Below are 13,065 nucleotides of genomic sequence, written 5' to 3'. Positions count from 1 at the left end.
TTTTGCTGGGGGAAATTAGTACCTTTGTCCCGAATGTATAGCTATCCGTAGCTACAAAAACATACTGGATGAGTTATAAACCTAGATCTATCAGACTGCTCCTAAGCACCTTCCTGCTCGCATTGTTCCTAAGTCAATGCGCAGCCAAGAGTCCCAGCGGTACGACCTCTAAGCGCCCTATACTGAAGCGCCCTCCCATACAGCGTGTGGTGGGGAGCAAGGCTCAGACGGCTCACGATGAACTGGTCGCTGACTTGATCGACACAGGCAAAGAACTACTAGGTAAGCCGTACGGCTATAGAGGCAATTTGCCCTGGCGGATGGACTGCTCGGGCTTCGTATCATACGTCTACTCACGATATGGCATCACGGTGCCACGTGGCTCTGCTACACAGGCTAAATATGTCAAGCCAGTTAAGAAGGAGGATGTACTACCAGGAGACTTGCTCTTCTTCACAGGGCGTAATCGTGGTAGCGGTCGTGTGGGTCATGTGGCGATGGTTATCGATGTCGTCGATGGCGATCTTGTCATGATGCACAGTACCAATAGCCGTGGTATCATCATCGAGCGGCTCGGACGTAGTGCCTACTTCTCTAGTCGCTATCTCAGTGCTGGGCGTGTGCCTGAGATGAATAAGCTGATCGAGGAGGGGTCGGTTATGGTGCCCGAGCCAAAGCTCTCACCCATTGCGCCTAACCATAATATCAATCCCGTAGATATAGACCGCGAGAGCCTCCTACCAGAGATACCTGTAGGTGGCCCTATGCAGTGGCGCAGATAGGCTCTCTGTGAGACTGAGCGATGCGGTCTCGCGCTCATTGATATCTATCGCAATATGAATCAATATCTAATCGTCGGGCTCGGTAATCCTACAGAGGAGTATCGTGGCACGAGACACAACATAGGCTTCCGTATGGTGAGCCATCTTGCTGACCAGCAGGGATGGACCTGGTCTACGGCTCGCCATGGGGAGATAGCCTCGGGACGCATTAAGAATGTCCAGCTGACGCTCCTCAAGCCATCTACCTATATGAACCTTAGTGGCACAGCTGTGCGCTACTGGATGCGGGAGCTAGGCTTGCCGATAGAAAACATACTCATCTGTCTCGATGATCTGGCACTCCCCTTCGGCACGCTTCGTATGAAGCCGGGCGGTAGTGCAGGCGGGCACAATGGTCTCAAGCATATCACCGAGCTACTCGGCACGGATCGCTATCCACGACTACGCTTTGGCATAGGACATGACTACCCGAGGGGTAAGCAGATAGAGTATGTGCTGGCGCAGTTTCCCGAGGGGGAGCTGGCCGACATGCCTCGCCTCCTAGAGCGTACCGATGAGATGATTCAGAGCTTCTGCCTGATAGGTGTGGAGCGGACGATGAATAGCTTTAACTAGTCAAGCTATGAGCAGACCTGTACGGATCGATAGCTTCCTCTGGGCGGTGCGCCTCTTCAAGACGCGCTCCATAGCTCAGGACGCCTGTCGGAAAGGTCGTGTGGCGATCAATGATGTGACCGCCAAGCCCGCCAAGATGGTCATGATGGGCGACATCATATCGGTGCGCAAGCCTCCGGTGACGCTATCCTTTAAGGTGCTACAGACCACAGCCAACCGTATGGGTGCCAAGCTCGTCCCTGAGTATATCCTCAATGTGACGCCACCTGAGCAATATGAGCTACTGGAGCTCAAGCGCATGTCGGGCTATGTGGATCGAGCTCAAGGGCTCGGCAGACCGACCAAGCGTGAGCGACGTGATCTAGAGCAGTTTCTCCAGGCGCCTGTCGTCGAGACAGAACCCTTAGAGGATTGGAGCGATGAGCCTCTGGACTATGATGAGTCTCTCGACTATGATGAGGAGCAAGACAATCCCTCATCAGATCTCCTCGACTGGGACAACTGGTAAGCTCCTTAGGACAAGATGCAGCACACGCCTCGCATACTGATCATCCACAGAGCGCTGGCTCCCTATCGGATAGACCTCTTCTCTCACCTGACGAAGCGGTACGACGCTGAGCTATACTTGGAGTATGGTCAGCCGTTGGAACAAGACTTCAACCTCTCACTGCAAGGCGGGCGAATACAGTTTGACTATAAGCTATTAGCCCCTGGGAGCCGTCTCCTACCCAATCTGCGCCCCGAGCTACTGCGCATCTTGCGCAAGCCGTATGACTTGATCCTCTGTAGCGAGTTCAATCTCCTGACGGGGATGCTCTACCTACTGCGTGGACGCTCCGCACGTCCCCTACCACGTCTCGTCTCTATGTGCGATGACAATATGGTCATGGCTGAGGCTACGCTGCGGGATTCATCATTTTGGTCTAAGCGCTGGCTCCTAGATCGCATTGATGGGGTGATACTCTGCAACGAGCAAGCGAAAGATCTATACCGAGATATGTGCCGTGGGGAGCTATCGAAGTGGCACTACTTGCCGATCGTCCAAGATGAGCAATACTTGCAGCGACAGGTGGCTCTAGCGCAGGCAGAGACCGCAGCACTGCGCTCTCGCTACGCTATCCCTGACGGGCGGGCGATAATCCTCTACGTGGGGCGGCTCGATAAGGTAAAGAACTTGCCGCGCCTGCTAGACGCTTTCAAATTACTTATCGACGAAGGGCTAGACCTCCAGCTGCTGATGGTGGGCGATGGACCGATGGACGCAGAGCTACGTCAGCAAGCTACGATGCTCAAGCTAGAGGAGCGGATTACCTTCGCAGGAAAGCAACAGGGGAGAGACCTCTATGCGCACTACGGCCTCGGGGATGCGCTGGTACTGCCTAGTACGTACGAACCTTTTGGCGCGACGGTCGCCGAGGCGCTCGAGCTTGGTATGCCCGTAGCGGTGAGCGAGGTGGCTGGCTCCTGCACACTCATTCGTTCTGAGCGGGAGGGGTACCAGCTGAACCCACTAGATACGGAGGATATAGCACGAGCTTTGCGGCATCTCTATAAATTGATAGGGGAGCGGCGTGATGGAGTCACGAGGCATTCGCTACTGCCCTACACTTTCGACCAATACATGTCGCAGCTAGATGGCTATCTAGATAGTTTGATCGCTGAGCGCTATAAGTAGATGATACAACGCTATAGAAGTTCGCTCCCCGCACCGCTGGCACTCCTTACGATGGTAGTCGTCTGGCTACTCTGTGCCATGATACAGTGGTACTTGCTCGCTCCAGAGCTTGATAGTACAGCACTGCTTGTGGGCTTTGTCTCTCACTCCTTGGCACTCGTAGCTACCCTAGTACTATCAGACCGCATAGCCATACAGCTCCTCCTCATCACGCCCCGTCAGCGATCGCTCTTACTGCTCCTGCAGGCATTGCTCTTGGTGCCACTGACCACATTCTTTACGCTCAGCTGGTCTGTCTGGGCGCTCCCCGTGCTGCTCATATCGCTATACCTGCAGATGCTCTGCTACAATCGTCCTGACCGGCGCCAGACGCTCACCCTCGCAGGACTCATGATGGGCATTGCCGTACTACTCTACCCCCCGTTGCTTCTGATCGTACCGCTGAGCTTGTCGCTCCTTGCCTTGATGAAGGTGCGTCGCCTGCGCGCCTACCTCGCCTATCTCTGTGGCTTCATGGCGATACTCTGGCTCGTACTGCCTACGCTCTATCTCTGGAGAGGTGCTACGCCACTACTAAACCTCTACGCACAGCTACAGATCATTCTGAGCCCTGCTACGCCATTCGAGTGGATAGGGTGGGGCGTCATAGCCCTGCTGCTTATTATAGCGCGTATCGGGCTGGAAAGCATTCGTGGAGGCAGTCACGTCGTCACCTGGTACCGACAGAGAGCGCTACTCCTGATGACTACCTTCGTCCTCCTGCTGGCACTGGTACAGGCAGAGACGATGCGCTCCACGCTTCTCCTGGCCGTGCCGCTGGTCATCATACCGATCACTCCCTGGGCGGGTCAGCTCTCCCGCTATGCGTGGCGCTACCTGCTCCCGCTCCTCGTCCTCCTCGTCACGACGCTGCAGCTCCTCCTCGCCGGCCTCGTCGTCCTCTAGCTCCAACTTAGTTTGTCGTGCCCCACTTAGCGGAGCGAAGCTGATATCATAAGCATCGCTCCTATCGTCCTGTCTTAGTAGTATATACGAGTTCCAAAAATAGTTCCCCTCTTGGAACTTTTTAGTTCCAAGGACTTTTCAGTTCCAGCGGAGGAACTTTTCAGTTCCAGCGGAGGAACTTTTCAGTTCCAAGGGAGGAACTCTCCTGTCCTCTTCCTGAAAAAAGTACACAGTTGGGGAAGGTGTTACTGAGATGGTACACGGGTCATTTGAAGAATGGAATTCCTACCTAGAAATTCCCCAAATAAGTACCTAGGAATTCCTCCAATTCCTACCTAGGAAATAAAAAATACTTCGGAGGAATCAAATGAAACTTCGGAGGAATCAAATGAAACTTCGGAGGAATCAAAAAATAAGTCCGAAGAATTTGGCCATTTCCTACCTAGGAATTTCCAAAATTCCTAGGTAGCTATTTAGGGAATGGTAGGAAATCAGACGAGCTCGTTTTTTATAATGCATCAGAACTCGCTGGTGAAGTGGAAGCGGATGTGCGGGAAGTCTTGCTGTGCCATCTGCAGGATGTAGCTGCTCTCCGCTAGGTAGACGTCTCGACCGGCGTTGTCTAGTGCCATATACTGAGCTTTGCGACGCTTGAAGTTGGCCAGCTCCTCGGCATCATCGCTCTCGATCCAGCACGCTTTGTAGAGGTGCAGCGGCTCCCAGCGACACTCGGCGCCATACTCGTGGAGCAGTCGATACTGGATCACTTCGAACTGAAGTTGACCGACGGTACCGATGATGCGTCTGCCGTTGAACTGATTGACAAAGAGCTGCGCTACGCCTTCGCCCATCAGCTGGTCGGTACCCTTGATGAGTTGCTTCTGCTTCATCGGGTCCGCATTTTCGATATACTTGAAGAACTCAGGACTAAAGCTTGGCAGCCCCTTGAAGTGTAGCATTTCGCCTGAAGTGAGGGTGTCGCCGATGCGAAATAGACCCGTGTCGGGGAGTCCTACGATGTCGCCTGCATAGGCGTCGTCGATGACCTCTTTCTTGTTGGCCATAAAGGCGGTGGGGGAGGAGAAGCGGACCTGCTTGTCGAGGCGTGTGTGACGGTAGTAAGCATTGCGCTCGAAGCGCCCTGAGCAGACCTTGACGAAGGCGATACAGCTGCGGTGGTTGGGATCCATATTGGCGTGGATCTTGAAGACGAAGCCGGTAAAGCTCTCTTCGTAAGGACTCACCTGACGCTCCTCGGCCTGTACGGGCTGGGGCGAGGGTGCGATACGCACGAAGGTGTCTAGTAGCTCGCGCACACCAAAGGTATTGAGCGCTGAGCCGAAGAAGACGGGTGCCTGATCACCAGCAAGATAAGCGTCGTGGTCGAACTTGGGGTAGACGCCTTCGACCATCTCGACCTCCTCGGCGAGTCGCTCGGCAGCGGCAGCTCCGATATGCTGGACGAGGTCTGGCGAGTCGAGGCTTTCGATATGGTGGAGGTCCTCGACGACGTGCTGCTTATTGGGCGTAAAGAGGTTGAGCTCGTGGTCGAAGATGTTGTACACGCCCTTGAAGCGGTCGCCCATGCCTATAGGCCAAACCATCGGTGTGGTCACGACGCCGAGCTCTTGCTCAACTTCATCGAGGAGGTCGAAGGGGTCTAGTCCCTCGCGGTCTAGCTTGTTGATGAAAACGATGACGGGCGTGTGGCGCATACGGCACACCTCCATGAGGCGACGGGTCTGCTGCTCGACGCCCTTGGCATGGTCGATGACGATGATGACGCTATCCACAGCGGTGAGCGTGCGGTAGGTATCTTCGGCGAAGTCTTGGTGACCAGGGGTGTCGAGGATGTTGACTTTGTAGTCCTTATAGTTGAAGCCCATGACACTGGTTGCCACGGAGATACCACGCTGACGCTCTATCTCCATAAAGTCACTGGTGGCGCTCTTCTTGATCTTGTTACTCTTGACGGCGCCAGCTACGTGGATGGCGCCTCCGTAGAGGAGTAGCTTCTCGGTGAGGGTTGTTTTACCAGCATCTGGGTGCGCTATGACGGCAAAGGTGCGACGACTGCTTATTTCTTTTTCTAAAGGGGTGGACATCGTAGGATGATTAGCTATTGTACTTGTAAACGAGCTGACGGATGACCTCGACAACCGCTAAGGTGCGGGCGCCTGTCAGCGTACTATCGTTGGGCAGGTAGAGCATATCGGGCGCCATGCTCTGAGCTACGCCGCTGACTACACTGCTGTAAGTGTGGAGTGCGGGGAGCTCGCTGAGACTCTCGAGTGGCGGTAGGAGCGGGACGAATCGCTCCTCCTGCAGAGCCCTCCCGAGCTCGAGGTGAGAGAAGTGAAGCATCGTGGGCTCGATATGTATCGGCTGACTACTATAATTAGGGCGATAGCGGTGCGGTGCGTCTTCTGGCCAGCCTAGGTAGCGGAGTCCGAAGGCTTGCGTGAGGTACTTGCGGTAGAGCTTAGCCATGAGGCGCTTTTTATCTATGGCCTCCTCTAGATGCGCGATCTGAGGTAGTAGGACTGCTGCCTGCAGAGGAGCTAGCGGATAGGGACGTAGCCAGGCCTCGATGGAGAGCTTCTCCTGAGCACTCCAGCTATGGTAAGGTGCCGTGAGGGAGAGGCTACGATTCTCCGACCACGTGAGAGCGCCTGCCATGCCAGCCTGTATGATCTCGCCCGTGGAGAAGGAGAAGAAGGAGAGCTGACCCCACGTGCCGCAGGCTCGCTCGTCGATAGAACTCCCAAGCGCTTGCGAGCAGTCCTCGATGAGGGTCATATTGTACCGCTGTGCCACTTCGCAGAGGAGCTCCATATTGGCGGGGATGCCGTGAGCGTGCGCCACGATGATGACGCGGGGTAGGGGAGTGCCCGCATTGGTCATGCGCTCGAGATGCTTGCCAAGGAGGAGCGGATCCATCGCCATATTGAAGGAGGTGACCTCTACAAAGATCGGACGTAGCCGCATCGCGAGCAAACAGTCGACATACTCCTTGCGCCAGTAAGCTGGTACGAAAAGAGACTCGCCTTCCCGCATTTGCAGCATGCGCAGTGCGGCGGTAAGTGCCACTTGTGGCGAAGAGGTCAGATGGATCGTGCGCTCGACCCCCAACAAACGGCGCAATGCTTGCTCAAATCCCGTACAAAGTCCCGAGTCGGTCAGAAAATCGTCAGGAATTTGCGCTTTAATCGCCTCTTGTGAGGGGTAAACGCCTTGATAGTTAAGTTGTTCTGTCGATATTGGAGGCATCTTCTATAGTTTCTCGTTTGGACTAGTTTCGGCCCGTTTGGCTCTTTTGGCACTCTCTTGAGCTGTGCGGTGAGGAGATCTGGCAAAAAAGCTATGCCCCTCTCCACTTTCATTCGTGTGGCGGGGCATAGCTTCCTAATTGGTCTCTTATCCCTCGATCGCCTTGAGGAGATTCTTGCCAAGACTGCTGGCTCCTAGACGGAAGAGCTCGGGGCTGAGCCACTCCTCGCCAAGGAGCTCCTTGACGATGCAGTAATACTTGACCACGTCCTCTGGCGTGCGGACACCACCGCTAGCCTTGAAGCCTCGACGCTCACCGTGGAGCTCGTAATACTTGCGCAGTGTCTGACACATAACGTAAGCAGCCTCGAGCGAAGCGCCTGGGTACTCCTTGCCTGTGGAGGTCTTGATGAAGTCAGCGCCTGAGTAGAGCGACAGGATCGATGCGATCTGTATCTGACGTGGGTCAGCGAGCAGACCGGACTCGAGGATCACCTTGAGGTGCGCTCCACGGGCTGCGTCCTTGAGCTCCTCGATCTCGGTGCAGACACCGTCGTAGTCCTCTGAGAGGAAGCGGTTTAGGTTGAGGACAACGTCTACTTCGTTGGCTCCTTCGGCTACTGCCATAGAGACCTCAGCGACCTTGATCTCTGGGAAGGTCTGGCTGGCGGGAAAGCCTGCAGCTACCGAAGCGATGCGAACATCGGGACAGGTGAGCGTGGCCTTGACCGTAGGCACCAGAGCGGGATAGACGCAGATGGCGGCTACGTTGGGGATGTCGGGATGATCGGTCTCGAAGTCGTTGACGCCTGCGACCATCTTGGTGACGCTCTCGTCGGTGTCTCCACCCATCAGCGTGGTCAGGTCGATACAGCTGTAGAGTAGCTTGAGGACTTCTGGTGTGTAGCACTCCTTATAGTGCTTGTCGATGATTGCTTGTACCTTGGCGGTAACATCTCCCTCGATAGGTTCGTAGAGAGAGATTGCTTTATGATACTTGTCTATCTGATGCATCAGTTTCTATTGTTTGATTGTTCGTTATTCTGTTGTATCTAAGGGGCGAGCGGTCAGCTTGCTGTTGTTTAAGTGGCGAGTAGCGTCGCGATTTGTCTTCTTCTGGAGGTTTTTCTCCAGCGCCTCCTGCAGGTTAACTCCGCATTGGTTGGCAATGCAGGTGAGTACCCAAAGAAGGTCTGCTAACTCGTCCGCAAGATCGAGATGATCGGACGCCTTGGCGCTCTGCTCGCCATAGAGTCGCGCCATAACACGCGCCACCTCGCCTGTCTCCTCCGTTAGGATTGCCATATTGGTCAGCGGGTCAAAGTAGCGTACGCCGTAGGTACGTATCCACTCGTCGACAAGCTGTTGCAGCTCGTCTAGCGTCGTCTCTTTTGTTTTGTCAGTAGCTTCCATTAGAGCGTATCGGTGTCTAGGATGATGGTCACAGGTCCGTCATTATGTATCTCCACCTGCATATCGGCTCCAAATTTACCGGTTTTAATTGAATCTGCGCCCATGAGAAGGCGCATCTTAGCGACAAACTGCTCGTAGAGTGGCTCCGAGACCTCTCCTTTGGCAGCCTCGATATAGCTCGGACGGTTGCCTTTGCGACAGTTTGCCATGAGCGTAAACTGGCTTACGACGAGCGCTTCGCCTCCAATATCCAGCAGCGAACGGTTCATCACGCCCTCCTCGTCGTCGAAGATGCGTAGCTTGCACACCTTTTGGCAGAGCTTCTCGATCTGCTCGGGACCATCCTCGTAACCGATGCCGAGGAGGAGGACGATGCCTTGCTGAATGCTCCCGACGCAGTCGCCGTCGATCGACACAGAGGCATGGGTGACTCGCTGTAAAAGTGCTTTCATACTGTTTCTTCTCTAGGTTGTTTCTGTGGTTTCGTCAGGATGTAGGTGATTGTATAGCTTGCTTCCCTTGCTAGCTCCGAGGGTCTCGATCAGCTCGGCGCGACTAGCCTTGACGACCCGCTGAGGCGTCTTGAAGGCTCGCATCAAAGCTTCCTTACTACGTGCGCCAATCCCAGGAATCTCGTCCAGGATGCTCTTCGTCTGCTGCTTCGAGCGACTGTCTCTGTGGAAAGTGATGCCAAAGCGGTGCGCTTCGTCACGTATATGACAGACCACCTTGAGCGTTTCCGACCGACGATCCAAGACCAACGGCTCCGACTCGCCCGGACGATAGAGCTCTTCGAAGCGCTCCGCAAGACCGAAGACGCACACCTTGTCATAGATGCCCAGCTCTTTGAGCGTATCGCAAGCAACATGCAGTTGACCCTTGCCACCATCTATGATAATCAGGTCGGGGAGCGACTGCCCCTCGTCCAGCACACGCCGATAGCGCCGGTAGATGATCTCACGCATCGTCCGATAGTCGTCAGCGCCGACCACTGTTTTCACATGAAACTTACGATACTCGCTCTTCGCTGGCTTACCATTCTTAAAAACCACGCACGCAGCCACGGGGTTCGTGCCTTGAATGTTTGAATTGTCAAAGCACTCCATATGGCGGGGCAGGCGATCGATGCCGAGGTCCTTCTTCATCGTGGTGAGTAGGCGTGTGGCTCGTTGCTCGGGGTTGAGCTTCTCCTGACGCTTGTAGCAGTCCCAGCGATAACCTGAGACGTTGACCTGGGCTAGTTCGAGGAGATGCTTCTTTTCGCCCCGCTGTGGCACCGTGATTCGATAGCTGTCGCTCTCCCATTCGCCAGGCTCTGCAAGAATCACCTCACGAGCCGTGCTACCGAAGCGCTGCCTCAGCTCCTCGATCAGGTAGGCGAGCAGGTCGCTCCGAGAGGAGTCGACTGTCTTTTTGAAGGTCAAGTTGTGCGCCAGGACGACCGCCCCGTGGCGTACCTGCATCATACAGACGAACCCGTTGACGTCGTCCTCGTCGTAAGCAAAGACATCGGCCTCGCGAATGTTTGGCGCGACGACATGCTTGCCCGAATAGCGACGTAGCACCTCAATATTCTGACGATGCTGCTCAGCTCGCTCGAACTCCAGGCGCTCGCTCATGCGATTCATCTCCTCTACCTCCTCTTCTATGAGGATGCTGATTTCTCCCTTGAGGATACGTCGTGCCAGTTGCACAGAGTGGGCATATTCCTCCGCAGATACCAAGCCTTGGCATGGGCCTCCGCACTTTTTAATGTGGTACTGCAGGCAAAGGTCCACTCGTCGCTCTCGAACTACCTCAGGAGTCAAAGCATAGCGACACGAACGCAACTGAAGAACCCGGTGAATTAGATCAATCACGGTGCGAGCCATCGCCACGTTGGGGTAGGGGCCGAAGTAGTCCCCCTTGCCCACCTCTTTTCTAGTGGCAAAGATGCGGGGAAACGGTTCGTCCGTGATAACGATGCGTGGATAGGACTTGTCATCCTTGAGTAATATGTTGTACTTCGGCAGGTGGGTCTTGATAAGGTTGTTCTCCAAGACCAAAGCTTCCGCCTCGGTATTGACCACGAAGTACTCTAGCTGGCGAATCTCGCTGACCAGTCTCGTCGTCTTCGGATCCTTTGGCGAATTGTTGAAGTACGAAGAGACACGGTTACGTAGGTTCTTCGCTTTGCCCACGTAAATGATCGTCCCGTTCTTGTTGCGGTACTGGTAGCATCCCGGACTTTGCGGAATGGTTGGGAGGATAGCTTTGATTTCGTCTCGGTTCATTTCGACTGTTTCACGTGAAACGGACGCTTATCGTCCCAGCAGGACGAGGAGTATGTTGATGTCGCTCGGGGAGATCCCAGGGATGCGGGCAGCCTGAGCGATGGTGGCGGGGCGAATGCGAGAGAGCTTCTCGCGAGCCTCTATGGGGAGTGCAGAGATCTGCTGATAGTCGAACTTGTCGCCTAGCGTTAGCGACTCCAAGCGATGAAGCTTCTGAGCAGCTTGCTCTTCTCGCTCGATGTAGCCCCGATACTTGATGGCGGTTTCGGTGCGGGTCAGAGCCTCCGTGTCGTCGCCAATGATATTTCTCACCAGCGTGGCGAAATCGTCTAGTTGAGCGGTCAAGTCGCTGAGCGAAACGTGCGGACGAAGGAGTAGGGTCGTGAGTTTGGTGCCGAAGTCTAGTGGTTTCTCGCCTAGAGTAGTAAGGTAGCTGTTAACCGCTTCAGGCTTAACGGAATAGTCGGCGCAGAGCTGTTCTAGCTCGGCCATCCTTTGCTTGATCTGCTTGAGGCGATGTAGTCGTTCTGCGGTCGCTAGTCCCAGCCGCTCCGCGTAGGGTGTCAGTCGCAGGTCGGCATTGTCCTGGCGTAGGAGTATACGGTACTCAGCGCGTGAGGTAAACATGCGGTATGGCTCGTCGACCCCCTTGGTCACGAGGTCGTCAATGAGGACGCCTATGTAGGCTTCGTCTCGACGTAGGACAAGGGGCTGCTCACCACGTAGCGATAAGGCGGCGTTGATGCCTGCGAGGAGCCCTTGACCAGCCGCCTCTTCGTAGCCGGTGGTGCCGTTGACCTGACCAGCTAGGTAAAGGCCAGAGACCACCTTGCTCTCCAGCGTGTGGTGCAGGTCACGAGGGTCGAAGAAGTCGTACTCAATCGCATAGCCAGGGCGGTAAAGCTGCACATGCCGCAGTGCAGGGATCGTCTGTAAAGCTCTGATCTGCGTATCAATAGGGAGTGACGAACTAAACCCGTTGAGGTAGTACTCGTTCGTCTCCTCGCCCTCCGGCTCGAGGAAGAGCTGATGTCGCGTGCGGTCGGCGAAGTTGACGATCTTCGTCTCTATGCTGGGACAGTAGCGGGGGCCAATGCTCTGTATCTGTCCGTTGTAGAGTGGCGAGTCGCTGAGCGAAGCGCGGAGTATGTCGTGGCAAGCTTCGTTCGTATAGAGGATATAGCAGGAGCGCTGTCGTAGCGGGGGCCTTTGCATCGGGAGGAAGCTAAAGTGTCCCGTCTCGTCGTCGCCTGGCTGCTCCTCTACGAGCGACCAATCTACGGAGCGACCGTCGATACGAGCTGGCGTACCCGTCTTCATGCGGTCGGCATGATGTCCCGCCGCTACGAGACACTCCGTGAGGCCGTGGCTAGCCGGCTCCGAGATGCGTCCGCCTGGGATCATCGTCCTGCCGAAGTGCATCAGCCCTCCGAGGAAAGTCCCAGCCGTTATGACCACCTTCGCAGCGGTAAAGGTCATGCCCAACTGCGTCACTACCAGATGTTTGCCATCCGCTGCGCCAAACTTTATGTCTACGACGAAGTCTTGCCAAAGATCCAACCCGTCCGTCCTATCTAGCTGACCTCTCCACAGCTCCATAAATCGCATGCGGTCTAGCTGCGCTCGTGGGCTCCACATGGCCGGGCCCTTGCTTCGGTTGAGCATGCGCCACTGTATGGTAGCCGCGTCGGATAGTTGACCCGTATAGCCGCCGAGTGCGTCTATCTCTCTCACTATTTGTCCCTTGGCGATGCCACCCATGGCGGGGTTGCAGCTCAGCTGCGCCACCTTGTTCATGTCTCCCGTGATGAGGAGCGTCGAGGCGCCCATGCGAGCCGTAGCGCACGCCGCCTCACAGCCAGCATGCCCTGCGCCGATTACGATAATGTCAAAGTGAGTAGTCATTGTAGATCCGTAGCCACGGCCGACGCACGTCAGCCTCATGCAAAGGTACGAATTTAGAGGTTAGAGATTAGAAGCTAGAGATTAGCGTAGATTCAACGATCAAATGCAGCGTGCCAGCCTCCACCTCTGAGGAAGTCTGAAAGGATCTGCAGGGGTCGCCATATTGCCAGAATAAAAAACGAGCTCC

The 13,065-nt window shown here is 55.3% G+C and carries 12 protein-coding genes; 5 read left to right on the top strand and 7 right to left on the bottom strand.

Annotation, left to right across the window (positions count from 1 at the left end):
* The first annotated feature begins 68 nt into the window (after positions 1-68).
* From L215_RS0101940 to L215_RS0101920, 5 genes are read left to right on the top strand one after another with little or no spacing between them, the layout of a single operon-like run.
* Positions 69-782: a C40 family peptidase gene (locus tag L215_RS0101940; protein WP_025883687.1), complete on the top strand. Its 714-nt coding sequence runs from the start codon at positions 69-71 to the stop codon at positions 780-782.
* A gap of 54 nt (positions 783-836) precedes the next feature.
* Positions 837-1,397, top strand: coding sequence for an aminoacyl-tRNA hydrolase (gene pth, locus L215_RS0101935; RefSeq protein WP_025883686.1), 561 nt, complete (start codon positions 837-839; stop codon positions 1,395-1,397).
* Positions 1,398-1,404: 7 nt separating this feature from the next.
* Positions 1,405-1,905 (top strand): RNA-binding S4 domain-containing protein, encoded by a 501-nt coding sequence (locus L215_RS0101930; RefSeq protein WP_025883684.1) that lies wholly within the window; start codon positions 1,405-1,407, stop codon positions 1,903-1,905.
* Between the two features lie 15 nt (positions 1,906-1,920).
* Positions 1,921-3,072, top strand: a complete 1,152-nt coding sequence (locus L215_RS0101925; protein ID WP_025883683.1) for a glycosyltransferase family 4 protein — start codon at positions 1,921-1,923, stop codon at positions 3,070-3,072.
* On the top strand, positions 3,073-4,017 hold the full coding sequence (locus tag L215_RS0101920; protein WP_027451257.1) for a hypothetical protein: 945 nt from the start codon (positions 3,073-3,075) through the stop codon (positions 4,015-4,017).
* Positions 4,018-4,535: 518 nt separating this feature from the next.
* Here L215_RS0101920 and L215_RS0101915 read toward each other — a convergent pair.
* From L215_RS0101915 to mnmG, 7 genes are all read right to left on the bottom strand, one after another.
* Positions 4,536-6,122 carry a peptide chain release factor 3 gene (locus L215_RS0101915; protein WP_027451256.1) on the bottom strand — a complete coding sequence of 529 codons (1,587 nt, stop codon included), beginning with the start codon at positions 6,120-6,122 and terminating at the stop codon, positions 4,536-4,538.
* A 10-nt stretch (positions 6,123-6,132) separates the two neighbouring features.
* Positions 6,133-7,287 carry a DegT/DnrJ/EryC1/StrS family aminotransferase gene (locus L215_RS0101910; RefSeq protein WP_025883682.1) on the bottom strand — a complete coding sequence of 385 codons (1,155 nt, stop codon included), beginning with the start codon at positions 7,285-7,287 and terminating at the stop codon, positions 6,133-6,135.
* A 147-nt stretch (positions 7,288-7,434) separates the two neighbouring features.
* The gene (deoC, locus tag L215_RS0101905; protein WP_025883680.1) at positions 7,435-8,301 is read right to left on the bottom strand and encodes a deoxyribose-phosphate aldolase; all 867 of its coding nucleotides are present in this window, start codon (positions 8,299-8,301) and stop codon (positions 7,435-7,437) included.
* A 24-nt stretch (positions 8,302-8,325) separates the two neighbouring features.
* Complete coding sequence (locus L215_RS0101900; RefSeq protein ID WP_025883679.1) at positions 8,326-8,700, bottom strand: nucleotide pyrophosphohydrolase; 375 nt, start codon at positions 8,698-8,700, stop codon at positions 8,326-8,328.
* Positions 8,700-9,152 carry a D-aminoacyl-tRNA deacylase gene (gene dtd, locus L215_RS0101895; RefSeq protein ID WP_025883678.1) on the bottom strand — a complete coding sequence of 151 codons (453 nt, stop codon included), beginning with the start codon at positions 9,150-9,152 and terminating at the stop codon, positions 8,700-8,702. Before dtd ends, L215_RS0101900 begins: the two co-directional genes overlap by 1 nt.
* Before the next feature lie 12 nt (positions 9,153-9,164).
* Positions 9,165-10,973, bottom strand: a complete 1,809-nt coding sequence (gene uvrC, locus L215_RS0101890) for an excinuclease ABC subunit UvrC (protein ID WP_025883677.1) — start codon at positions 10,971-10,973, stop codon at positions 9,165-9,167.
* Positions 10,974-11,000: 27 nt separating this feature from the next.
* Positions 11,001-12,878 (bottom strand): tRNA uridine-5-carboxymethylaminomethyl(34) synthesis enzyme MnmG, encoded by a 1,878-nt coding sequence (gene mnmG, locus L215_RS0101885; protein WP_027451255.1) that lies wholly within the window; start codon positions 12,876-12,878, stop codon positions 11,001-11,003.
* Positions 12,879-13,065 lie beyond the last annotated feature (187 nt).

This window comes from Porphyromonas uenonis DSM 23387 = JCM 13868 (assembly GCF_000482365.1).
Lineage (GTDB): Bacteria > Bacteroidota > Bacteroidia > Bacteroidales > Porphyromonadaceae > Porphyromonas > Porphyromonas uenonis.
This window is presented reverse-complemented; position numbering and strand designations above follow the sequence as displayed.

Excerpts from the sequence above, each read along its gene's own strand:
- L215_RS0101900 (WP_025883679.1), bottom strand. The coding sequence starts at position 8,700 with ATGGAAGCTACTGACAAAACAAAAGAGACGACGCTAGACGAGCTGCAA.
- L215_RS0101915 (WP_027451256.1), bottom strand. The coding sequence starts at position 6,122 with ATGTCCACCCCTTTAGAAAAAGAAATAAGCAGTCGTCGCACCTTTGCC.
- dtd (WP_025883678.1), bottom strand. The coding sequence starts at position 9,152 with ATGAAAGCACTTTTACAGCGAGTCACCCATGCCTCTGTGTCGATCGAC.
- mnmG (WP_027451255.1), bottom strand. The coding sequence starts at position 12,878 with ATGACTACTCACTTTGACATTATCGTAATCGGCGCAGGGCATGCTGGC.
- L215_RS0101940 (WP_025883687.1), top strand. The coding sequence starts at position 69 with ATGAGTTATAAACCTAGATCTATCAGACTGCTCCTAAGCACCTTCCTG.
- L215_RS0101925 (WP_025883683.1), top strand. The coding sequence starts at position 1,921 with ATGCAGCACACGCCTCGCATACTGATCATCCACAGAGCGCTGGCTCCC.
- L215_RS0101920 (WP_027451257.1), top strand. The coding sequence starts at position 3,073 with ATGATACAACGCTATAGAAGTTCGCTCCCCGCACCGCTGGCACTCCTT.
- L215_RS0101910 (WP_025883682.1), bottom strand. The coding sequence starts at position 7,287 with ATGCCTCCAATATCGACAGAACAACTTAACTATCAAGGCGTTTACCCC.
- L215_RS0101930 (WP_025883684.1), top strand. The coding sequence starts at position 1,405 with ATGAGCAGACCTGTACGGATCGATAGCTTCCTCTGGGCGGTGCGCCTC.
- pth (WP_025883686.1), top strand. The coding sequence starts at position 837 with ATGAATCAATATCTAATCGTCGGGCTCGGTAATCCTACAGAGGAGTAT.
- deoC (WP_025883680.1), bottom strand. The coding sequence starts at position 8,301 with ATGCATCAGATAGACAAGTATCATAAAGCAATCTCTCTCTACGAACCT.
- uvrC (WP_025883677.1), bottom strand. The coding sequence starts at position 10,973 with ATGAACCGAGACGAAATCAAAGCTATCCTCCCAACCATTCCGCAAAGT.